Annotated in this window: 19 protein-coding genes and 1 tRNA gene; 13 read left to right on the top strand and 7 right to left on the bottom strand. The window is 66.5% G+C overall.

Annotated elements, in window-relative coordinates:
* Positions 1-27: 27 nt before the first annotated feature.
* The gene (gene nhaD / locus B0E47_RS13815; protein ID WP_077514860.1) at positions 28-1,422 is read right to left on the bottom strand and encodes a sodium:proton antiporter NhaD; all 1,395 of its coding nucleotides are present in this window, start codon (positions 1,420-1,422) and stop codon (positions 28-30) included.
* 106 nt (positions 1,423-1,528) lie between these two features.
* The gene (locus tag B0E47_RS13810; RefSeq protein WP_254422944.1) at positions 1,529-2,908 is read right to left on the bottom strand and encodes an MFS transporter; all 1,380 of its coding nucleotides are present in this window, start codon (positions 2,906-2,908) and stop codon (positions 1,529-1,531) included.
* 257 nt (positions 2,909-3,165) lie between these two features.
* Here B0E47_RS13810 and rnk point away from each other — a divergent pair, with 257 nt between their 5' ends.
* Genes rnk through epmA form a run of 3 tightly spaced genes read left to right on the top strand, consistent with a single transcriptional unit; the run spans position 3,166 to position 7,040 of the window.
* Entirely contained in the window at positions 3,166-3,573 is a 408-nt protein-coding gene (gene rnk, locus B0E47_RS13805; protein WP_077514858.1) for a nucleoside diphosphate kinase regulator, read from the top strand.
* Positions 3,574-3,633: 60 nt separating this feature from the next.
* On the top strand, positions 3,634-6,084 hold the full coding sequence (gene ligA, locus B0E47_RS13800; RefSeq protein ID WP_077514857.1) for an NAD-dependent DNA ligase LigA: 2,451 nt from the start codon (positions 3,634-3,636) through the stop codon (positions 6,082-6,084).
* A complete protein-coding gene (gene epmA, locus B0E47_RS13795; protein ID WP_254422943.1) occupies positions 6,081-7,040 on the top strand; it encodes an EF-P lysine aminoacylase EpmA in 960 nt (319 codons plus the stop codon). Before ligA ends, epmA begins: the two co-directional genes overlap by 4 nt.
* Positions 7,041-7,082: 42 nt before the next feature.
* Here epmA and aqpZ read toward each other — a convergent pair whose 3' ends face one another.
* Positions 7,083-7,814 carry an aquaporin Z gene (gene aqpZ / locus B0E47_RS13790; RefSeq protein WP_077514855.1) on the bottom strand — a complete coding sequence of 244 codons (732 nt, stop codon included), beginning with the start codon at positions 7,812-7,814 and terminating at the stop codon, positions 7,083-7,085.
* 234 nt (positions 7,815-8,048) lie between these two features.
* Between aqpZ and B0E47_RS13785 the strand changes: the two genes are divergently transcribed.
* Positions 8,049-9,365, top strand: a complete 1,317-nt coding sequence (locus tag B0E47_RS13785) for an MFS transporter (protein ID WP_077514854.1) — start codon at positions 8,049-8,051, stop codon at positions 9,363-9,365.
* Here the strand turns inward: B0E47_RS13785 and B0E47_RS13780 are convergent.
* Both B0E47_RS13780 and sbcB read right to left on the bottom strand, forming a co-directional pair.
* Positions 9,362-10,048: a DUF2461 domain-containing protein gene (locus B0E47_RS13780; RefSeq protein ID WP_077514853.1), complete on the bottom strand. Its 687-nt coding sequence runs from the start codon at positions 10,046-10,048 to the stop codon at positions 9,362-9,364. The genes B0E47_RS13785 and B0E47_RS13780 overlap by 4 nt on opposite strands.
* A gap of 25 nt (positions 10,049-10,073) precedes the next feature.
* Positions 10,074-11,516, bottom strand: coding sequence for an exodeoxyribonuclease I (sbcB, locus tag B0E47_RS13775; RefSeq protein ID WP_077515368.1), 1,443 nt, complete (start codon positions 11,514-11,516; stop codon positions 10,074-10,076).
* A 69-nt stretch (positions 11,517-11,585) separates the two neighbouring features.
* Between sbcB and orn the strand changes: the two genes are divergently transcribed.
* The 4 genes from orn (at position 11,586) to B0E47_RS13755 (ending at position 15,697) form a co-directional block, all read left to right on the top strand.
* Complete coding sequence (gene orn, locus B0E47_RS13770) at positions 11,586-12,152, top strand: oligoribonuclease (protein WP_077514852.1); 567 nt, start codon at positions 11,586-11,588, stop codon at positions 12,150-12,152.
* A 31-nt stretch (positions 12,153-12,183) separates the two neighbouring features.
* Entirely contained in the window at positions 12,184-13,098 is a 915-nt protein-coding gene (gene folP, locus B0E47_RS13765; RefSeq protein ID WP_077514851.1) for a dihydropteroate synthase, read from the top strand.
* A gap of 50 nt (positions 13,099-13,148) precedes the next feature.
* Positions 13,149-14,501 (top strand): phosphoglucosamine mutase, encoded by a 1,353-nt coding sequence (gene glmM, locus B0E47_RS13760; RefSeq protein WP_077514850.1) that lies wholly within the window; start codon positions 13,149-13,151, stop codon positions 14,499-14,501.
* Positions 14,502-14,764: 263 nt separating this feature from the next.
* Positions 14,765-15,697, top strand: a complete 933-nt coding sequence (locus tag B0E47_RS13755) for a 2-oxoglutarate and iron-dependent oxygenase domain-containing protein (RefSeq protein ID WP_077514849.1) — start codon at positions 14,765-14,767, stop codon at positions 15,695-15,697.
* Here the strand turns inward: B0E47_RS13755 and B0E47_RS13750 are convergent.
* A complete protein-coding gene (locus tag B0E47_RS13750) occupies positions 15,694-16,503 on the bottom strand; it encodes an SDR family oxidoreductase (RefSeq protein ID WP_077514848.1) in 810 nt (269 codons plus the stop codon). The genes B0E47_RS13755 and B0E47_RS13750 overlap by 4 nt on opposite strands.
* 125 nt (positions 16,504-16,628) lie before the next feature.
* On the opposite strand from B0E47_RS13750, the gene tpiA reads away from it, so the two are divergent.
* The 5 genes from tpiA to B0E47_RS13725 all read left to right on the top strand — a co-directional run bounded on the left by tpiA (position 16,629) and on the right by B0E47_RS13725 (position 19,348).
* Positions 16,629-17,396, top strand: coding sequence for a triose-phosphate isomerase (gene tpiA / locus B0E47_RS13745; protein WP_077514847.1), 768 nt, complete (start codon positions 16,629-16,631; stop codon positions 17,394-17,396).
* 23 nt (positions 17,397-17,419) lie between these two features.
* Positions 17,420-17,887, top strand: a complete 468-nt coding sequence (gene secG / locus B0E47_RS13740) for a preprotein translocase subunit SecG (protein ID WP_077514846.1) — start codon at positions 17,420-17,422, stop codon at positions 17,885-17,887.
* Between the two features lie 12 nt (positions 17,888-17,899).
* Positions 17,900-17,984: transfer RNA gene (locus B0E47_RS13735), tRNA-Leu, on the top strand.
* 319 nt (positions 17,985-18,303) lie between these two features.
* Positions 18,304-18,549, top strand: a complete 246-nt coding sequence (locus B0E47_RS13730) for a hypothetical protein (RefSeq protein WP_077514845.1) — start codon at positions 18,304-18,306, stop codon at positions 18,547-18,549.
* Between the two features lie 145 nt (positions 18,550-18,694).
* Entirely contained in the window at positions 18,695-19,348 is a 654-nt protein-coding gene (locus tag B0E47_RS13725) for a response regulator (protein WP_077514844.1), read from the top strand.
* Positions 19,349-19,430: 82 nt separating this feature from the next.
* Here the strand turns inward: B0E47_RS13725 and B0E47_RS13720 are convergent, their stop codons facing one another.
* Positions 19,431-22,718 carry an Rne/Rng family ribonuclease gene (locus B0E47_RS13720; RefSeq protein WP_077514843.1) on the bottom strand — a complete coding sequence of 1,096 codons (3,288 nt, stop codon included), beginning with the start codon at positions 22,716-22,718 and terminating at the stop codon, positions 19,431-19,433.
* Positions 22,719-22,858: the final 140 nt, after the last annotated feature.

The raw sequence follows: 22,858 nt of genomic DNA, 5'->3' as shown, positions 1-22,858 counted from the left end.
TTGGTCGTTGTAATCGGAGCGGCCCGGTCAGCTGCCGCCGAACAGATGCGCATTCATCCACAGATGCAGGGCGATGCTGGCGACATAGCCGAGCCCGATCGCCCAGCTCCAGCGCAGATGGCTCATGAACGTATATTGCCCGCGCGAGGCGCCCATCAGGGCCACGCCAGCGGCCGAGCCGACGGAAAGCAGGCTGCCGCCGACACCCGCCGTGAGGGTGATCAGCAGCCATTGGCCGTGGTCCATCGGCGGGTTCATCTTCAGCACGGCGAACATGATCGGTATGTTGTCGACGATCGCCGACAGCAGGCCCATCAACGAGTTGGCCACGGTGAAGCCGAGCTTGCCATAGAGGTGGATCGAGGCCAGTTCGAGGTAACCCAGCGCGGCCAGGCCGCCGACGCAGGCAAACACGCCGTAGAAGAACAGCAAGGTGTCCCACTCGGCATTGGCGATGATGCGGAAGATCGAATACGTCTGCGGCTCGAGGCCCTGCGCCAGCGCGTAGTGCCGTTGCCGGTAATCGATGCGCGTGGCCACCAGGTTGAGCAGGGCCAGTCCGGTCAGCATCCCGTAGGCCGCCGGCATGCCCAGCCACTGGCGGCCGACCACGGTGATCGCAATGGTCAGCGCGAAGGTGAGGCAGATGCCGATGCCGCCGGGCTTGATCGGGTTGATCCCTTCGGCGGGCTCGGGGCTACCCTTGGGCAGCGCAAGGAACATGGCCACGGCCGGCACCAGCCAGTTGACCAGTGCCGGCAGGAAAATGCGGAAGAACTCGAAGAACTGCGCCTTGTTCGCCTGCCACACCATCAGCGTGGTGATGTCGCCGAACGCACTCCATGCACCGCCCGCGTTGGCCGCGACCACCAGGTTGATCAGCGCGAGGGTGGTGAAACGCGAGTTGCCCGCACCGACGGCGAGGACCACCGCCGACATCACCAGGGCGGTGGTCAGGTTGTCCACCATGGGCGACAGGAAGAAGGCCAGCAAACCGGTGATCCAGAACAACGAGCGGTAGCTCAGGCGACGTCGCGTCAACTGGTCGCGGAGCGCCTCGAAAACATTGCGTTCGCCCACCGCGGTGACATAGGTCATGGCCACGACCAGGAAAAAGAAGATCTCGGCGTACTCGAGGAACATCGCCTCGAAGGCGTGTCTGGCCTGCTGGGCTCCGCCGGCACCACCCGTCTGCCACGCGATCAGGCCCCAGATCAGCGCCGCCGCCAGCACCACGGGCTTGGACTTGGCCACATGGATGCGGTCTTCCAGGATCACCACGACGTAGGCGAGCACGAACAAGGCCAGCGCGATCCAGCCGACCGGATGCGCCGTCAGGTGGAAGTTGACGTTGTCGCCGGCTTCGGAAGCCTGCAGCGGGGAGCACGCCAACAGGGCCGCCACCGCAAACAGTCTGCGCATGGGCACTCCTCGAGATGGAACTGTCGCGTCGACCGACGCGCGGAATAGAGTAACAGCCGGCGCGATGACCCGGAGGCGGAAGTGTCCGCGTCGATGGGCCGGTCGATCAGGCCGGGCGATCGTGCGGGAGTCGCCCGAAAACGCGGCTCGCCGCGCCCGTGACCAGGGCCAGCAGCAGCACGGTCCAGCGAAATGCCATGACGTAGTCCGCGCTGGCGTGCCCTTGCAGCAAGGCCTGCATCAGCAAGGTGGCCAGCGCGATGCCGAAGCTCATCGCGAGGTATTGCACGGTCGAGGCCATCGACGAAGCCATCGAGGCGTGCCGGATATCCAGGTCGTGGTAGATCAAGGTGTTCATCGCGGTGTACTGCAGGCCGGCAAAACAGCCATAGCAGAATGTCAGTGTCGCGATCGCCCACACCGGCGTGGTCGGGCCGAGCAGGGCAAACGCCGCCAGCAGCAACGCCACGATCACGGTATTGCCCAGCAGCAGGCGGCGATAGCCGAAGTGCACCAGGACCCGGTTGATCACCCACTTGGCGCTGATCGAACCCAGCGCCTGCGGCACCATCATCAGGCCAGCCATCAACGGCGACCAGCCGCAGCCCACCTGCAGGAACAGCACCAGCAGCAGGAACATGCCCGAGATGCCAAGCCGCGTCGACAGGCCGCCCACCAGTGCCACCCAGACGCTGCGCACCTTCAGCAGTCCCAGGTCGGCCACCGGGAACTCGGTGCGTCGGCTATGCCACACATAGATCACGCCCAGCACCAACGCGATCGCGCTGCACTGGCCGATGCGCAACCACGGCACCGGCGAGTCGCCGGCCAGTTCCGAAGCGGTCAGCAGCAACGCGGAGGCGGCGGCAAACAACAGGAAGCCGGACAGGTCGAACCGGTTCGCGCGCGCAAGCCGGTACTCCGGCATGTCGCGGCGGTTCATCCAGATGCCGGCGATCGCCACCGGCACGTTGATCAGGAAGATCAGCCGCCACGAGGTGAACTGCACCAGCGCGCCGCCGAGCAGGGGGCCAAGCACCGAGCCGAGCAGGCCGAACGTGGCCACCGTGCTCATCGCCCGCACGAATTCGCGCTTGTCGATACTGCGCACCAGCACGTAACGCCCGACCGGCATCAGCGAGGCCCCGCCGATGCCTTGCAATACGCGGGCGGCGACCAGCTGCGGCAGCGTCTGGGCCAGCCCGCACAGCAGCGAGCCCAACCCGAATACCACGATCGCGGCGCCGAAGACGCGGCGTGTACCGAGCCGGTCGCACAACCATGGGCTGGCCGGGATCAGGATCGCCAGGGTAAGCACGTAACTGGTCAGCGCGGTACGCATGCCCAGCGGCGTCACATTCAGCGCCACCGCCATTGCCGGCACGGCCGTGTTGACCACGGTGGAATCCAGTGCCTGCATGAAGAACGCGGCGGCGACCAGCCACAGCAGGCCGCGAAAGCGTTCGCGCGTGGAAGGCTCGATCAACGCGGGGGAAACCGTTGCTGGAGTGGGAGCAGCGGCGGCAGCGTGGGGGTCCGCGGCGGCTGGAGGCGGCATGGAGGCGGATGATACCTGTTATGACAGCTTGCAATTCGCGCCGCGTTTTCGCACAGTCAGACCAGTTTCATCTGCCACCCGGGAATGACCAGGCGTGGTAGCCAATCACCGACCCCACGCGCCGGGACGTTTTCGTTCTGGCGTGTGTTTTTGTGCGGCAGGAGCCGCGAGCCTCAGGAAAAGTCATGAGCAAGTCAGTTATCACCGTATCCCGCATCGATCTGGAACGCATCGAGGCCTTGCTGGAGCGCCTGCCAGCCGCCGAGGCCGGCAAGCTCGAAGCGCTGCGCGCCGAACTTGATCGAGCCGAGGTGGTCGAGCCGGCCGCCATGCCTGCCCATGTGGTGACGATGAACTCCACCGTGGCCTTCGAGGACGAAGACAACGGCGAGCGACTGACCCTCACCCTGGTCTATCCGAATGCCGCCGGTGCGTCCGGCACGGTCTCCATCCTGGCTCCGGTCGGCAGTGCCCTGCTCGGACTGGCGCGCGGCCAGCAGATCGACTGGCCGATGCCGGATGGACGCAAGCGTCGCCTGAAGGTGCTGGAAATCACCTATCAGCCCGAGGCATCCGGCCACCTGCATCGCTGAGCTTGTGGCGACGACGGCACGGCGGTCGTATCGCTAAACTGCGGGGACAAGGAGACCCGCATGGCCGAACCCACCGTCCCCGCCGATGCCCTGGCCCGCGCCGCCGCGCTGCGGGCGCAGATCGAGCAGGCCAACTACCGCTACCACGTCCTCGACGACCCGGATCTCACCGACGCCGAGTACGACCGCCTGATGCGCGAGCTGGAGGCGCTGGAAGCGGAGCATCACGCGCTTGCCTCGGAGGATTCGCCGACGCGCAGGGTCGGCGCGCGGGCGCACGGCGGCTTCGCGGAAGTGCGCCACGCGATTCCGATGTTGTCGCTGGGCAACGCCTTCGAGCAGGAGGGCGGCAGCGAGCGCGAGCGCTTCCGCGAGGTCGCCGAGTTCGTGCGGCGCATCGAGCAGACCTTGCAGCGCGATGAGTTGGTGTTCTCGGCGGAACCGAAACTCGATGGCCTGGCGATCAGCCTGCGCTACGAGCACGGCCTGTTCGTGCAGGGCGCCACCCGCGGCGATGGCGAGACCGGCGAGGACGTGACGGCCAACCTGCGCACGGTGCGCGCCATCCCATTGCGCTTGCGCAATGGGAAAGATCAGGATGAATCGCTGAAACTGCGCGGCAAGGGCTGGCCCGACGTGCTGGAAGTGCGCGGCGAGGTGATCATGCTGCGCAGGGATTTCGAAGCGTTCAACGAGTACGCCCGCAAGCACGACGAAAAACCGCTGGCCAATCCGCGCAACGGTGCGGCCGGTTCGCTGCGCCAGCTCGATCCGGCGATCACTGCGAAGCGACGACTCAGTTTTTTCGCCTATGCGATCGGCGCGGTCGAAGGAGGCGAGTTGCCGCCAACCCATTCGGCCACCTTGCAGCAACTGCGCGAGTGGGGCTTTCCGGTGTCGCCGGAAGTGGACACGGCGCGTGGCTTCGATGGCCTGATCGCCTACTTTCAGCGCATCGGTGCGAAGCGCGACAACCTGCCGTACGACATCGATGGCGTGGTCTACAAGCTGGACGACTACGCCGGCCAGCGCGAGATGGGCTTCGTTTCGCGCGCGCCACGCTGGGCGATCGCACACAAGTTCCCGGCGCAGGAGCAGACCACCCGGCTGCTCGACATCGAGGTGCAGATCGGCCGCACCGGCGCGGCCACTCCGCGCGCGCGCATGGAGCCGGTGCAGGTGGCCGGCGTCACCGTGACCTATGCCACCCTGCACAATGCCGACCAGGTGGCGCGGCTGGACGCGCGCATCGGCGACACGGTGATCGTGCGTCGGGCCGGCGACGTGATTCCCGAAGTGGTGCGGGTCGTGCAGGAGCTGCGCCCCGAAGGCACCGTGCCGTGGGCGATGCCGACGCATTGCCCGGTGTGCGGCTCGGCACTGCTGCGCGAGGAGGGCGCCGCGGCATGGCGCTGCTCGGGCGGACTGATCTGCGCGGCGCAGCGCAAGGAGGCGCTGATCCACTTCGCCGCGCGTCGCGCGATGGATATCGAGGGCCTGGGCGAGCGTTTCGCCGAAGCCCTGGTCGAGTTCGACATGGTGAAGACGCCGGCCGACCTGTATCGACTCGGCGTCGATGATTTCGTCGACATGAAACAGCGTGCCGACGAACGGGAGCCTGCCCCAGCGAAGGCTGGGGGCACCACACCGGAGACGGTGAAGGCTGGCAAGGTAGCCACCAAATGGGCGGAGAACCTGGTCGACGGCATCGCCGCCAGCAAGCACACCACCTTGCCGCGCTTCCTGTTCGCGCTGGGCATCATGCATATCGGTGAAAGCACGGCGAAGACGCTGGCGAGCTGGCTGGGTCGACTCGATTTCGTGCGCAACACGCCGGCGCCGGTATTGCGCCTGTTGCCGGATATCGGCGGCGAAGTTGCCGACTCGATCGAGGGCTTTTTTGCACAGCCTGGCAATCAGCAGGTGGTGGACGAGCTACTGGCCGAAGGCATCCGTTTCAGTGACGAGACGGCGCCATCGCCGAAGCTGCGCGGGAAACTCGATCTGGCGAACCTGCTCGACATGGCACCGATCGGGCAGCTCGGGCCCAAGCGCACGCGCCTGCTCGCCGAACACTTTCCCGGCTTGCAACAGCTGCGCGATGCCGGTGCCGCGCACTGGGTCGTCGCCGGCTTGTCGCAGGCGGCGGCCGTGAATCTGGCGAATTTCCTGGATGACGGCGCGGCCTCGGCGCAACTCGATCGTGCCGAGGCCGCCATGCGTCGCCTGCTCGACGCGATTCCCGCCGCGACCGCGCCCAGCGGACTGCCGCTTGAAGGGCAGACCATCGTGCTTACCGGTACCTTGCAATCGCTGGGGCGCGATGCGGCGAAGGAAAAGCTCGAGGCACTGGGCGCCAAGGTCTCCGGCTCGGTGTCGAAGAAGACCAGTTTCGTGGTCGCCGGCGCGGAGGCGGGCTCCAAGCTCGACAAAGCCACCGAACTGGGCGTCGAGGTATGGGACGAAGCGCGTCTGCTGGCATTGCTGGAGCAGCATGGAGCGGCGGCGTGAGCGAGCCGTCGCGGTTGGCGTCACTGCAGTTGCGGGCGCGCTTGAATGCGCTGGCGCGCGCGTTCCTTGCCGAACGCGACGTGCTTGAGGTGGAGACCCCGATCCTCTCCGCCGCCGGCAATACCGAACCCAACATCGAAAGCTTCACCACCCGCTTCAGCGGTCACGTCGATGCCGGTGCGCCCGAGCGCTGGCTGCGCACATCGCCGGAGTACCCGCTCAAGCGCCTGCTGGCGGCCGGGATCGGCGACTGCTACGAGCTGGGCCGGGTATTCCGCAATGGCGAGGCGGGCGGCCGGCACAATCCGGAATTCACCATGCTGGAGTGGTATCGGGTCGGCTGGGATCACCGTCGTTTGATGGGAGAAACCATCGCGCTGGTCGAGGCGGCGCTGGCGATGGTCGGGCGGCGTGCCGAGGTGCTGATCGAGAGCTACCGGCAACTGTTCCTCGACGAACTGGGCATCGACCCGCTGCATGCGCCGATCGACGAACTGCGTGCACCGCTGGTCGAGTACAACATCGACCCCGATGGCCTGGTTCGCGACGACTGGCTCGACCTGCTGATCACGCACCGGCTGCAGCCGGCGTTTCCGCGCGACCGCATCACGGTGATCCACGACTACCCGGCGACCCAGTGTGCGCTGGCGCGGATCCGCCCGGGCGAACCGCCGCTGGCCGAGCGCTTCGAGTTGTACCTGGGCCGGCACGAACTGGCCAATGGCTATCACGAACTGAATGTCGCCAGCGAACAGCGCGCCCGCTTCGAGCGCGACAATGCGACGCGACGCCGGCGCGGCTTGCCTGAGCTGCCGGTGGACGAACGCCTGCTCGCCACGCTCGATGCGCTGCCCGATTGCGCCGGCGTGGCGCTCGGCATCGAGCGCCTGCTGATGTGCCTGGCCGGCACGGACGCGATTGCCGACGTGCTGGCGTTTCCGTTCGCCCAGGCCTGACGCGCGGTCCCGCGGGCCGCGCGTCAGCTCATCGCGTGCAGCTCAGACGGAATCGCCCTTGATGTCCGGCAACGCGACCCGGTCGTTCCACAGATAACGGTAGATCAGGCCGCCGACGATGCCGCCGATGATCGGCATCACCCAGAAGAACCACAACTGGTGCACCGCCCAGTCGCCCTGGAACAGCGCGACGCCGGTCGAGCGTGCCGGGTTCACCGAGGTGTTGGTGACCGGGATGCTGATCAGGTGGATCAGGGTCAGCGCCAGGCCGATCGCGATGCCGGCGAAGCCCACCGGCGCACTCTTGTGCGTCGCGCCCATGATGATGAAGATGAAGAAGCCGGTCATCACCAGTTCGCACAGCGCCGCGGCGCCCATCGAATAGCCGCCCGGCGAGTGCGCGCCGTAGCCGTTGGAGGCGAAGCCGCTGGCGGCGGCGTCGAAGCCGGGCTTGCCCGAGGCGATCGTGCACAGCACCAGGCCGGCGAGGATGCCGCCGAGTACCTGCGCGATGATGTACGGGACGACTTCCTTCACCGGAAACCGGCCGCCGGCGGCCAGCCCGCAGGTCACCGCGGGGTTGATGTGACAGCCGGAGATGTGGCCGATGGCGTAGCACATGGTCAGCAGGGTCAGGCCGAACGCCAGCGCCACGCCGGCAAAGCCGATGCCCAGTTGCGGAAAACCGGCTGCCAGCACGGCGCTGCCGCAGCCGCCGAGGACCAGCCAGAACGTGCCGAAGAATTCGGCAGTCATACGTTTGCCCATGCTCATGGAAACTCTCCTTGCAACGGTGAAGTCGAGGGAAGATTCATGCAACGGAACGCGTGACGCGGTGACACCGGCGGAGTCTAGACCAAGGAGGGGGCTCTCCGGCTTTGCCGGGTGGATCTTGGCCGGTGCCATACGTGGGCGTCTTGACGCGACTGCACAATATCGCGGCGACTGCCACGGCGTGGCGGTCGCTGCTAACGTGGCGCACCTGCAAAGACCGGATACGCCAGACCCATGAGCACGCCATCAGTGACTGACATGCATGGAACCGGTCGCCTGGGCTGGCGCGACGCGAAAACCTTGCTGCTGTCGGCACTGGGCGGCGCCCTGGAGTTCTACGACTTCGTGGTGTTCGTGTTTTTCGCGATCCCGCTTGGCCACCTGTTCTTTCCGCCCACCACGGCGCCGTGGCTGGCGCAGCTGCAGGTGTTCGGGATCTTCGCCGCCGGCTACCTGGCGCGCCCGCTGGGCGGCATCGTGATGGCGCATTACGGCGACACGCTGGGGCGGAAGAAGATGTTCCTGCTCAGCGTGTTCCTGATGGCGCTGCCCACGCTGTGCATCGGCCTGCTGCCGGTATATGCGCAGATCGGCATGCTGGCGCCGCTGCTGTTGCTGCTGCTGCGCGTAGTGCAGGGCATCGCGGTGGGCGGCGAGGTGCCGGGCGCGTGGGTGTTCGTGGCCGAGCATGTGCCGCCGCAGCGGATCGGCTTCGCCTGTGCCAGCCTCACCTCGGGGCTCACCGTCGGCATCCTGATCGGTTCGCTGGTCGCGGCGGCGATCAATCGCGGCATGTCGCCGGCGCAGGTGCTGGATTATGGCTGGAGGCTGCCGTTCCTGATCGGTGGCGTATTCGGTTTCTGCGCGGTGTGGTTGCGCCGCTGGCTGCGCGAGACGCCGGTGTTCGAGGCGATGCATGCGCGCAAGGAACTGGCACGCGGGCTGCCGCTGCGCGAGGTATTCGCACACCATCTGCCTAGCGTGCTGCTGTCGATGCTGGTGACCTGGATGCTGACGGCGGCGATCGTGGTGGTGATCCTGATGACGCCGTCGCTGGTGCAGTCGGTATTCCACATTGCGCCGGCGCGTGCCTTTCTCGGCAACAACCTGGCGTCGTTCGCGCTGGCCGTGGCTTGCCTGTTCTACGGCTGGCTGGCGGACCGGCTCGGTTACGCCCGCACCCTGTTGCTGGGTGCGCTCGGCCTGATCCTGGCGAGCTATGCCCTGTATCTGGATCTGCAGGCGGGCGGCGCGCATTTCGTCGCCTTGTATGGGCTGGCTGGCTTCAGTGTCGGCGTGACCGGCGTGGTGCCGGCCTTGATGGTGGTCGCGTTTCCGCCGGCGGTGCGCTTTTCCGGCCTGTCGTTTTCCTACAACGTGGCCTACGCGCTGTTCGGCGGGCTGACGCCGCCGCTGATCGGCTTGCTGGTGCAGCGCATCGGCGTGCTCGCGCCCGTGCATTATGTGGCATTGACGGCGTGCGTCGGCATCGGTGTTGCGTTATCCGTCATGGCCTCGCAGCGCCGCCAGTTGGCCTTGAACGCCGCCTAGAACTCCAGCTCCTGCGCCGCGCACAGGTAGTCGATCAGCGGGGCGACGCGCTTGAAGGTGGCCACGGTCCAGGGCAGCAGTTCGTTCGAGCAGGCCAGCGCCTCGTCGAAGCGGGCAGTGGCGACGAAATCCTTGCGCTTCAGATCCTCGATCAGTTCGTGCGCAGGGTCGTAGCCGCGAGGCGGGCGCACCAGCGATTCGCCGCCGAACTGCAGGTGCTGGCTGAATGCCTTGCCCTGGGTGGCGCGCTTCCACGCGGCCGGATTGTCGGCCAGGAATTCGCGGATGTGCTTAAGCGCATCCGGCTCCGGGTGCCACATGCCCCCGCCGGCAAAGCAGTCGCCGGGCTCGATGTGCAGATAGAAACCCGGCGCCTGGATTTCATGGCGACGCTCGTGGGTGAAGCGCGAACCCTGCCATGGCTTGTAGGGAAGCTTGTTGTTCGAATATCGGGTATCCCGATAGATGCGATAGAGCGAGCCGCCATTCTTGCGCGGGTCGGCGCGGTAGTGCGGGCTGATCTTCGCCAGCGGCGCCTGCATGTCGGTGATCAGTTGCAGGAACGGCTCGCGCACGTGGCGCTCGTAGTCGTCCTTGTGCGCCTGGAACCATTCGCGCGTGTTGTTGCGATCCAGTGCGCGCAGGAAGCGGAAGGTGGCGGGAGTGAAGTAGCTTTTTGGCATGGTGATCGATCGGGAGTGGAGGCGGTCAGGCAGGGATGCTGGCGGCGAGATCCTCGCCCCATGCCTGCAACTGGTCGAGCAAAGGCAGTCTGTCCTGCGCTGCGGGATCGTGGCGCAATGCTTCCAGCCGCGCGAAATAATCGTCGAGGGTGAGTGACGTCAGCGCGTCGTGCCGGGTCAGTCGCGCCTGGCGGAAAGATTCCCAGCGAGCGTGTTCTTCCGTGGTCAGGGTCTCGGGCCAGTTGCGCGCACGATAGCGGAACAGCAGTTCGGGATAGCGCGGGTCGCGGAACGGGAACGCCCGCGTGCCGAGTTCCTGCGGCGGCGTGGCGCGCACCTGGCCGAGCAGGCGCTTGTCGGAATCGGGCAGGAAGCCACCCCCGTAAAGCGCCAGCTCGGGATCTTCCGGTGGCGGGAACTCGGCAGCGCGCTGGAACACCCGGCGCAGTTTTTCAGCCAGCCCGTCGACGGCACGCAAGGTGTCGCGATGCGCCGTGCAGCGTTCCACGTCCAGTTGCAGCCGATCCAGATCCACGCCCTGCAGCACCGACAACGGCGCCAGCGCCGGGGCATGGTTCGCGCGCACGGTACGCAACGGAATGCGTTCGATGCCTTCAGGCAGGTCGGCGCGCGGGGTGAAGATGCGATCGGCGATCTCGTCCTCGTCCAGCGCCAGCCATTCGGCCGGGTCGGTGGCCAGGTCATAGACGATCACCTCGCCACTGCGAGCGGGATGCGGTGCCAGCGGCGCGATCAGTGCCAGGCATTGCCGGCTGGCCGGGTAGCGCGAGGACACGTGCACCAGTGGCGTCATGTTCACCACGTCGAGCAGCTCGAACACTTTCTGCTTGCGCCGCAGCGCGTAATACCAGTCCCACAGCCGCGGCTGGCGCACACGGATCAGGCGGGCCAGGTCGATCAGCGCGTAGACGTCGGACAGCGCGTCGTGGGCACGTTCCTGGTTCAGCCCATTGGCGCTGGCCAGGTGCTCCAGCCTGAAGCTGGGCGAGCCATCCTCGCGCAGCGGCCACACGATGCCTTCGGGACGCAACGCCTGGCACATGCGCACCAGGTCGATCAGGTCCCAGCGCGAGTTGCCGTTTTCCCACTCGCGACCGTAGGGTTCGTAGAAGTTTCGGTACAGCATCTGCCGGGTGAACTCGTCGTCGAAGCGCAACGAGTTGTAGCCGACGCCGCAGGTGCCGGGGGTCGCCAGTTGCTCGTGGACCCGGGCGGCGAACTCGGCTTCGTTGACGCCCTCGCGTTCGGCCTGCTGTGGCGTGATGCCGGTGATCATGCAGGCATCCGGGTGCGGCGGCATCTCCCGCGATGGCCTGCCGTAGAACATCACCGGCTCGCCGATGATTTCCAGTTCCATGCTGGTGCGGATGCCGGCGAACTGCAGCGGGCGGTCGCGGCGCGGATCGGCGCCGGAAGTCTCGTAGTCGTGCCAGAAGAAGGTCTGCATGCGCGGATGATCGCACGCGGCCATCGCATGCGGACAAGACTGATAAACTCCCGGCCACAAGGAGATTCCATGAGCCAAGCCCACGAAGACAACCTGATCTGGATCGATCTGGAGATGACCGGCCTCGACACCGACGGCGACTCGATCCTGGAGATCGCCACGGTGGTTACCGACAAGAACCTCAACGTGCTGGCCGACGGGCCGGTATTCGCGATACGTCACGAGATCGACCGGCTGGAATCGATGGACAGCTGGAATACCAACCAGCATCACAAGTCCGGCTTGTGGCGACAGGTACTGATCTCGCAGACCGACCACGCGATGGCCGAACAGGCCACGGTGGATTTCCTGCGTGCCTGGGTGCCACCGGGCAAGTCGCCGATGTGCGGCAATTCGATCTGCCAGGATCGCCGCTTCATGCATCGCCAGATGCCGCGGCTGGAGCGTTACTTCCATTACCGCAACCTCGACGTGTCCACGCTGAAGGAACTGGCGCGGCGCTGGGCGCCGGAGATTGCCAAGGCGGTGGGCAAGGAATCGGCGCACACGGCGTTGTCCGATATCCGCGACTCCATCGCGGAATTGCGCCATTACCGGCGCTACATGGGCGAACTGGGCGGCGAGGTCGAGGCTTGATGCTGCGCACGCCACGGCAGCCAATGAGGACATGAGCATGTCGAACGATCTGTTTGCGCCGGTACTCGACTGCGCCGGTCGTCCTTTGCGGCTCGACCGTCCGCGCGTGGTCGGCATTCTCAACCTCACCCCCGACTCGTTCTCCGATGGCGGCATCCATGCCAGTGTGGACGAGGCGGTGGCGCACGGATTGCGCATGGCGGAAGAGGGGGCCGACATGCTCGACGTCGGTGGAGCATCCACCCGTCCCGGCGCCGACGAAGTCCCCACGGAGGAAGAGCTGCGCCGCGTGCTGCCGGTGATCGAGCAACTCGCTGCGCGCACCAGCTTGCCGATCTCCATCGACACCTCCCGGCCGGAGGTGATGCGCGCGGCGGTCGCCGCCGGCGCAGGCATGATCAACGACGTGTATGCCCTGCGTCGCGACGGCGCGATGGATGCGGCGGCCGAACTGGGCGTGCCGGTATGCCTGATGCACATGCTGGGCGAACCGCGCAGCATGCAGGACGATCCGCATTACGACGATGTCGTCGGCGAGGTGCACCGCTTTCTGACCGACCGTCTGTTCGCCTGCGAGCTGGCTGGCATGGATCGGCGCAAGGTGCTGGTCGACCCCGGCTTCGGTTTCGGCAAGACGCTGGAGCACAATCTCGCCCTGCTGTGCGCGCTGGAGCGCTTCGCCAATCTCGGCAGCGGGGTCTATGCCGGCCTGTCGCGCAAGCGCATGATCGGTACGCTGACCGGTCGTGCCACGCCGGCCGATCGGGCGGCGGGTTCCGCGGCCGCGGCGCTGATCGCGGTGCAGCGCGGCGCGCGGATGGTGCGCGTGCACGACGTGCTGCCCACGGTGGACGCGCTGGCGGTATGGCAGGCGGTGCATGCGGCCGACGTGGTGCCACGCCGCGACCATCAGCCGACGATGCCGCGCTGGCCCGATGACGACTGAAGCGCCAGCAATTCGCCCATGCCGGGGACTCTTACTTCCAGGAAAACACGATGACTGAGCGCAAGTATTTCGGCACGGACGGCATTCGCGGGTTGGTGGGCGAATGGCCGATCAGCGCGGACTTCATGTTGCGGCTGGGCCGTGCCGTCGGCGCGGTGCTACGGCGCGAGGGCGGCGAGCGCCCCAGCGTGCTGATCGGCAAGGACACCCGCATCTCGGGCTACATGTTCGAGTCCGCACTCGAGGCCGGGCTGGTCGCCGCCGGCGCCGATGTCGGCCTGCTCGGCCCGATGCCGACACCGGCGGTGGCGTTCCTCACCCGCTCGATGCGCGCGGAGGCCGGCATCGTGATCAGCGCGTCGCACAATCCGCATCACGACAACGGCATCAAGTTCTTTTCCGCGGTCGGCGAGAAACTCTCCGATGCCGTCGAATCGGCGATCGAGCAGGAGCTCGATGCCGCCTTCGTCACCGTGCCTTCCGAGCAGCTCGGCAGGGCGGTGCGCGTGGCCGATGCCGTGGCGCGCTACGCGGAGTTCTGCAAGGCCACCGTGGCCGAGGACTTCAGCCTGCGCGGGCTCAAGCTGGTGCTCGATTGCGCGCATGGCGCCACCTACCAGGTGGCGCCGAAGGTGTTCGCCGAACTCGGTGCGGAGGTGGTCGCGATCGGCGACAAACCCGATGGTTTCAATATCAATGACGGCGTCGGGTCGACCCATCCGGAGGCACTGCAGCAAGCGGTGCTGTCCCATGCGGCCGATCTTGGCATTGCCTTCGATGGCGACGGCGATCGGGTGCTCATGGTGGATCGCCACGGCAAGCTGGCCGACGGCGACGACATTCTCTACATCCTGGCGAAGTACCTGCACGCGCGGGAATTGCTGGCCGGCCCGGTGGTGGGCACCCTGATGAGCAATTACGGACTGCAGCAGGCGCTGGCCGAATTCGATGTACCCCTGATCCGCGCCAACGTGGGCGACCGCTACGTGATGCAGCAGTTGCGCGAGCACCAGGGCATGCTGGGCGGCGAGACATCGGGCCATATCCTGTGCCTGGATCGTGCCAGCACCGGCGACGGCATCATTGCCGCGCTGGCCGTACTGGAGGCGCTTGCGCATGGCGGTCAGGATCTGGTTGCCGCGCGCCAGGGGCTGAAGAAATTCCCGCAGGTCATGCTCAACGTGCGCGCTGCCGGCGCGCGCGAGGCCTTGCACGGCGACGAAGTGCGCCAGGCGCTGGCCGAGGTCGAACAGACCCTGCATGGGCGCGGCCGGGTGGTGTTGCGTGCCTCCGGTACCGAGCCGCTGGTGCGGGTCACCGTCGAAGGCGCGGACGCGGCGGAAGTGCGGCAGTTGGCGGAGAGGCTCGCCGGGATTGTAAAATCCGCAGCCGAACGCTCGTGAACCTCTAGGAGCCTGTCGGACTTTGGCCGGCCGGACTGCAAAGCCGGCTATGCGGTTCATATTTCCGCCGATTCTTGGCCCATAGAACCACTATGGGCTGGCGAACCGTCGAAAATCTGCCCTCGCACAGCCGGCTTTTCGTCTCGACCGCCAAAGCCCGACAGGCTCCTGGCAGCATCAAGGTCGCCATGGATTGGCCCGACGTGCCCCGCCCTTGCGGTGGCGGATGAATCGACCGCACGCCCCTTGAATGGATTACAGCCATGAAGCACGTTCCCACCCTGGATATCCGCCGTTACGACAGCGATCGCGATGCGTTCGTCGCCGAGATCGGCGCGGCTTACCGCGAATTCGGTTTCTGCTGCATCAGCGGCCACGGCATTCCGCGCGAGCTGATCGACGGCTCCTACGACGTGTTCCAGCGCTTCTTCGCGCTGCCCACCGAAACCAAGATGCGGTACCACGTGCCCGGCAGCGGCGGCGCGCGCGGCTACACACCGTTCAAGGTGGAAACCGCCAAGGACAGCCAGTACGCCGACCTGAAGGAGTTCTGGCACATCGGCCGCGAGATTCCGCGCGACTCGAAGTTTGCCGATGTGATGCCGCCGAATATCTGGCCGGCCGAAGTGGCGGATTTCAGGCGCTACGGCTACGGCCTGTACGAGGCGCTGGACCAGCTCGGCACCCGCGTGCTGCGTGCGCTGGCCCTGCATATCGACCAGGCCGAAGACTACTTCGAGGACAAGACCGACGTCGGCAACTCGATCCTGCGGCCGATCCATTATCCGCCGATCACCCAGGACAACATCCCCAACGTGCGCGCTGGCGCCCACGAGGACATCAACTTCATCACCTTGCTGGTGGGCGCCAGCGCCGAGGGGCTGGAAGTGCTCAGCCATGGCGAGTGGCTGCCGATCACCACCGAGGGCGATGCGATCGTGGTGAACATCGGCGACATGCTGCAGCGACTCAGCAACCACGTGTATCCGTCCACCTCGCACCGGGTGGTCAATCCGCAAAACGAGAATGCACGCAAGCCGCGCTACTCGGTGCCGTACTTCCTGCATCCGAACCCTGACGTGATGCTCGATCCGCTCGATTCGTGCATCACGCCGGACAACCCGCGTCGCTACGACAGCTCGATCAGCTCGCACCAATACCTGCTGCAGCGCTTGCGCGAGATCAAGCTGATCTAGGGTTGCGTACTCCGGTAGCGCGTGCCTTGCCGTGCCGACAGGCGCAAGGCCAGCCGGTCCGGCATCAACTGCATCACGGTCTTGATGAAACGGTTGAGCTTGCCCGGGATGTACACCGCGTCGCCACGTTCGACCGCGGCGATACCTTGGCGCACCACTTCCGCGGCACTCAGCCACATGTAGCCGGGCAGCTGGTCCATCTTCCCGCGGGTACCGGTGACGTCGTGGAACTCCGACCAGGTGAAACCCGGGCACAGCGCACACACATGGATTCCGCGTGACTGGTTCTCCAGGGCCAGCGCCTGCGAGAACTTGATCAGGTAGGCCTTGCTTGCCGCGTACAAGGTATGTCCTGCAGGAGCAGGCACATGCCCGGCCAGCGAGGCGACATTGATGATGCGGCCGCGACCCCGTTGCTGCATGCCAGGCAGCAGGCGCCATGCCAGTTCGGTCGGTGCGGTCAGCAGAACGCGCAGGAAGGCGGCATGGGTGGGCCAGTCGCTGGCGTCGAAGGTGCCGGGCACGCCGTAGCCGGCATTGTTGATCAACCAGTCCACCTGCAGGCCGCGCTGATCCAGCGCATCGCACAGCCACTGAACCGCCGCCAGGTCGGCGAGATCGTGGGGCAGCACGGTGACCTGCGCACCGTGCTGCGCGCGCAGTTCGTCGGCCAGGCTTTCAAGGCGCTCGACGCGGCGCGCCGTCATCACCAGGTCGTGGCCCAGCGCGGCCAGTTGCCGGGCGAACTCCGCGCCGATGCCGGAGGAGGCGCCCGTGATCAGGCTGAGGGGGCGTGCAGATGTCATCGGGTTTTCCTCGGGTCGGACCACATTCTTGACCGTGCTCGCCGGTTCACGCCAGCGAGCGGTCGTGTTTGCCGCGACCGCAGGGGCTCGCTAAGCTTGGCGTTTGATCGCTGCGGAAGCACACCATGCGCAAGAAACTGGTCGCCGGCAACTGGAAAATGCACGGCAGTCGCACGATGGCCGCTGCCCTGGTGGATGAGATCGCGGCCGCCAAGCCGGCGTCGATCGATGTCGCCGTGTTCCCGCCTTTCCCTTACCTGGCGGAACTGGCGACGCGGTATGGCGACAGTGGACTGGGCATCGGCGCGCAAGACCTCAGCGAGCATGCGGGGCAGGGCGCGTATACGGGCGAAGTATCCGGTGCGATGCTGGCCGATGTGGGCGCACGCTGGGTGCTGGTGGGCCACTCGGAGCGCCGGCAGTACCACCGCGAGGACGACGAGCTGGTGGCGCGCAAGTTCGCGGCGGCATGCGCCGCCGGACTCACGCCGATCCTGTGCGTGGGCGAGACCCTGCAGGAACGCCAGGACGGTGCGACCGAAGCGGTGGTCGCGCGCCAACTGCAGGCCGTGTTGCGGGGGTCCGGGATCGCCAGTTTCGACATCGCGGTGATCGCCTACGAACCGGTCTGGGCCATCGGTACCGGCCATACCGCCACGCCGGAGCAGGTGCAGCAGGTACATGGTTTCATTCGTAGCCAACTGGAACGCGAAGATGCTACACTTTCCCGTCTGACTCGACTGCTTTATGGCGGTAGCGTCAAGGCGGCGAACGCCGCCGAGTTGTTCGCGCAGGCGGACGTGGACGGTGGGTTGATCGGTGGCGCCGCGTTGACGGCTGCCGACTTCCTGGCCATCTGCACCGCGGCACACCAGGCGCCTCAAGCCAGCTAGCAAACGGGCTCGACTAGAAACTTATGTTCGTCATTTTCAGCGTGTTTTACATCCTGATCGCTGCGGCGATGATCGTGCTGATCCTGCTGCAGAACGGAGCAGGCGCCGACGCCGGCTCCGGTTTTGGTGGCGGCGCCTCGGCCACCGTGTTCGGTGCGCGCGGTTCCTCGACCTTTCTGACCCGTGCCACCGGCGTGCTGGCCGGGCTGTTCTTCCTGCTCAGCCTGGGCATGGGCATCTACCTGCACGGCCACGGTGCGCCGCAGACCAGCGGTAGTGGCCTTGGCGTGATGGCCGGGGCGGCGGAAAAGCCGGCACCGGTGAAGGCAACACCCGCTGCCGCGGGGGGCTCGGAAGTGCCCTCGGCCACGCCGGCAAGCGCCGGCAAGGCCGTCCCGGCATCGACACCGGCGGCAACCGGCAACGGCGCTCCGGCCCAGAGCCAGGGCGATGTGCCGGCAGCGACGCCGCCGGCAACGAAGAAGCACTGAAGCAACACACCTGCCCAGGTGGCGGAACTGGTAGACGCACTACCTTGAGGTGGTAGCGACGCAAGTCGTAGGGGTTCGAGTCCCCTCTTGGGCACCAAACAAGTGGTTCTGACGGGTATCTGTCGGAATCCCGGGACGGAAAGGCCGCCAACTGGCGGCCTTTCCGTTTCCGCCTGTCCAACCGGCAGTTCCGTGATTTTCCTCCTGCATTCGGTGCCCAAGAGGGGACTCGAACCGGATCCTCGTCGCGCCACGCCGTGGATCGGCGCCCGGCGAAATCCCGTACGCCGACCGTAGGATTTGGCCGACATATCGGGGCTTCCCTGCGTGACACCCTGTCTGTGCTCGGGGGTAGGGCGACGGCTGCGGTCCTTTCGCCGCGCCATCGCCAAGAACGCGCAGAGGGGACGAATTTCATGCTGACGATCTCGCTCAGGCCATCGGCGTCCGGTGATTGGAGCGTCTGCCAGGATGGGGTGGCGCTGTTCAGCGATCTGCCGCTGAAGCAGGCGATCGGGCTGGCCAGGGTGCTGGCGAGCGACGAGCAGCAGCGGCGGCACGGTCCGACCTGTGTGGACATGCCCGGTACGCGGGGCCAGATCGTGCTGGTTCGTTACACGCAACTGGATGCCGGCCGCGCAAGCCACGCCCTGGCAGCCTGACCTCGGCTCCGGGCGAGTGTGCGGTTCATCGCCACGGGACGTTGGCCGCGGCATCGAACGACCTGATGGGGATACCTGCCTCAAATCGCTTGCATTGGTACGCCTTGCAGCCTAATTTCAAGCAGTCCGACCAAGGGGGAGTTACATGATCAATGTTGTCCTGGTGGACGATCACGAGCTGGTTCGCACCGGCTTCCGGATGATCTTGCAGCAACAATCGGACATCAACGTCAGTGGCGAGGCAGGCAGCGCCGAGGAAGGCCTGCGCCTGATCCGCACGCTGGCCCCGGACATCGCGCTGGTCGACGTGCACATGCCCGGCATGAGCGGGATCGAGCTCACCGAGCGCGTATGCCGCTCGAAACTGTCCACCCACATCGTCATCGTCACCGTCGTCGACGACGCGCGCTTTCCCAAGCGCCTGCTCGATGCCGGCGCGCTCGGTTATCTGACCAAGGGCTGCAGTGCCGATGAACTGGTCTCGGCGGTGCGCCAGGTCGCCTGCGGGCGGCGTTACCTCGCACCCGCGGTAGCACAGCAGCTCGCGCTTGCCACTCTCGATGGCAGCGTGTCGCCGTTCGATACGCTCTCCAGCCGCGAACTGGAGGTGGCGATGATGCTGGTGCGCGGCAAGCCGCTGACGATCATCGGCGAGCAACTCAACCTGAGCCCGAAGACCGTCTCCACCTACAAGCAGCGCCTGATGGAAAAACTGCAGGTGGATCACGTGCTGAGCCTGGCCCACCTGATGACCGTGCATGGGCTGATCGACACGCCGAGTCACCACGTCGGCAACTGACCTCCGCGCTGCGACTTGCAGGGCGACGGGCAAAAAAAACCGGACGAGCGTCCGGTTTTTTTGTCATCAATGACCCGCGGGCTCAGTCGTGGGAATCACGGTCGGGCCGTTCGTCCAGCGTCGTCGCATCGGCTGCGGGCTTGCTCGCGGGTTCCCCGGCATGTGCCGGCCTCGTGGGAAAACCGGATTGCGCCAGCAGGTCGCCTTGTTTCGGCAGCGGCAGTGCGGCCACGCCAGGGACGCTGGCGGAGACGGTGGTGCCGGCCGGGACCACGGCTGGCGTCGTTGCCGGAGCCGGAGGGGCCGCAGATGTACTGGCAACGGGTCGATCGGTTGCCGCCGGGACCATGGCAGGCGCGGGTTTCGGCGTGACGTCGCTGGACGCGATCGCCGGCTTGACCGTTGCTGCCACGGCGGGTGTCGCCTGGATCAGGCTGGACGCTTGCATCGCGGCTGGCGTTGTCGGGGCCGCCTGCGGACCTGGCTGCGCATGCAACGGATCGCGCGCGGCCGGCGTGGCCGCTGGTGCGCTTGCCGCAGCGAACGTGGCCACGCGTGGGGCCTCGGGTCGGACGACAGGGGCTGTACCCTCCGCGCGCCCCGCTTCGGCGTTGGTGGGCGCTGCCGGGCTGGCCGGTATCGGCGTGACTGTTGCAACTGCCGGCGAGGCCTTCGGCGCAACGCTGGCGGTCACCGTCGTTGGCTGGGCCTGATCGGGAATCGGCGGCAGCGTCGGCAGATTGAACGCCACACTGGCCGGAGCGACCGTGGATGCGGCTTCGGACGGCTTGCCTGCGTTGCCGCCTGCGCTGGTCTGCACGCCGGCTGGAGCCGACCTTTCAACCGGCATGGAGGCAATCGCGGGCTGTCCGTCCGCACCTGATACCGGTGCACTGCTGTCGGCATCCGGTTTCGGTGCGGATGGCGCCGTCACGGCACGCGGAGTCGGCGCCGCAGGCAGCCTTGCCTCGTCGGCCGGGGAGGTCGTCTCAAGCCTGGTGGCGGTCGGTGCGTTCGCGATGTCATCGCGGTCTTCGTCGTCCAGCGCCTGTGCCTGCGCGGTGTCGGGCGTGCCGGTGCCCGGTGCGCCTTCGTCATGGCGACGCCGGCGACGACCGCCGCGACGACCGCGGCGACGGCGCGACTGGCCGCCATCGGCATCGCTGGCGTCATCCGCAGGGTCGGGCGCGTTCGACAACTCGGTCACCGGTATCGCCAGCAGGGCGGCTTCCCTGGCCGCATCGTCCTGCGGTTCGGTGGTCGCACGTTCGGTGCGCTCGCTGCGCGGCGGACGCTCGCTCTTTGGCGGCTGCGGCTTGCGCTCGGGGCGTGGCGTGGCGTTCTCGCCGCCGGGCGCCGGTCGCGGCTGACGCTCCGACCGCGCGGTTTGCGCCTGGGGCTGCCCAGCCTGGCGCGATGAGCTTTCGTTGCTGCGCTGACGATTGCTGCGCGCCTGTTGCTGTGCGCTGGATCGTTGCGCCTGCTGCGATGTCGCGTCGCGTCGCGGCTGGCGCGACGGACTGCCATTCGCGCTGCTGCTGGCGTTGCGCGCACCACGTTCGTCGCGACGGCTGCGAGGGCTGCCATCCCTGTCGTTGCCGGAACCCTGGACGGGCGCGGGCGCGGCGGCTTCAGCAGCGCGGAACCAGCCGAACAGGCGTGCGAACAGCCCGGTGGCCGGGGCCGGCGCGGCGGCGCGCGGGGCTGGCGACGGGCGACGTACCGGCTGCGCGACGGCAACCGACTCGGCGACTTCCTCGCGCACCGGTGCCGGGCTGCCCGGCACGATGCCGCTGACTGCAGGCTGTTCGCCGCTGCCCAGGGCCTGGCCCATCTTCGGTAGCTCGGTGGTTTCCACCGCCGTCAGCATTTCGTAGCTGGGCTTGCTGTGTTCGCCCATATCCGCTTCGCGGATCCGCTGGATTTCGATGTGCGGTGTCTGCAGTTTTTCGTCGGCGACGATCATCACGTGCACCTTGTGGCGCAGTTCGATCTCGACCACGCTGGCACGTTTTTCGTTGAGCAGGAAGTTGACCACGCTGGCTGGCGCCTGCACCAGCACCTGGCCGGTGTTGTCCTTCATGGCGTGCTCTTCGATCAGGCGCAGCGTCGACAGCGACAGCGATTCGACGCTGCGGATATGACCATGACCCTCGCAGCGCGGGCAGACGATCTGGGTCGCTTCGCCCAGACTCGGGCGCAGTCGCTGGCGCGACATCTCGAGCAGGCCGAAACGCGAGATGCGACCGATCTGCACGCGGGCGCGGTCGAGTTTCAGCGCGTCTTTCAGGCGATCTTCCACCTCGCGCTGATGACGCGGGCTGTCCATGTCGATGAAGTCGATCACGATCAGGCCGCCGGCATCGCGGATGCGCGCCTGGCGTGCGACTTCCACCGCCGCCTCGCAATTGGTGTTGAACGCGGTTTCCTCGATGTCGCTGCCCTTGGTCGCCTTCGACGAGTTGACGTCGATCGCGGTCAGCGCCTCGGTCTGGTCGATCACGATCGAGCCGCCCGAGGGCAGGCGCACCTGGCGGTCGAACGCGCTCTCGATCTGTGTCTCGATCTGGTAGCGCGTGAACAGCGGGGTGTCGTCCTTGTACAGCTTCAGCTTGCGCAGCGCGTTCGGCATTACCTGCTGCATGAACTCGCGGGCATCGTTGAACAGCGGTTCGTCGTCGATCAGGATCTCGCCGATGTCGCTGCGCAGATAGTCGCGCAGGGCGCGGATGAACAGCTTCGATTCCTGGTAGATCAGGAATGGCGCCTTCTGCTTGCTGGCCGCCTCGGAGATCGACCTCCACAGGGTCAGCAGGTAATCCAGGTCCCACTGCAACTCTTCGGCGTCGCGGCCGAGGCCGGCGGTGCGCACGATCAGGCCGACATCGTCAGGTACGGTGACGTGGTCCAGTGCCTCCTTCAGGGCCTGCCGATCCTCGCCTTCGATCCGGCGCGACACGCCGCCGGCCTTCGGGTTGTTCGGCATCAGCACCATGTAGCGGCCGGCCAGGCTGATGAAGGTGGTCAGGGCGGCGCCCTTGTTGCCGCGCTCTTCCTTCTCCACCTGCACCACCACTTCCTGGCCTTCCTTGACCAGCTCGCGGATGCTCGACTTGTGGTGATCGAGGCCGGGCGTGAAGTACTCGCGGGAGATTTCCTTCAGCGGCAGGAAGCCGTGGCGTTCGGCGCCGTATTCGACGAAGCAGGCTTCAAGCGAAGCCTCGACCCGGGTGATGCGACCCTTGTAGATATTGGACTTTTTCTGTTCCCGCGAAGGGATTTCGATGTCCAGGTCGTACAGGTTCTGGCCATCGACAATGGCCACGCGCAACTCTTCACGCTGAGTCGCGTTGATCAACATACGTTTCATGGTGGTAATCCTCGGCTTGGCCGCGCGTCGCGGGCCTCGGTGGCGCCTCTCTATGGCGGCCTGCCGGGGATCGCGCCGCTGCGGTTAAGCGGCAAAAAAACGGCACCGTTGCCGGTGTCGGGGATGATTCGGTCAGCTGC

It is taken from the genome of Rhodanobacter sp. B05, from assembly GCF_002001085.1.
Classification (GTDB): Bacteria; Pseudomonadota; Gammaproteobacteria; order Xanthomonadales; family Rhodanobacteraceae; genus Rhodanobacter.
Note: the sequence above shows the minus strand (reverse complement) of the source record. Positions and strands in the feature narration are given on the sequence as shown.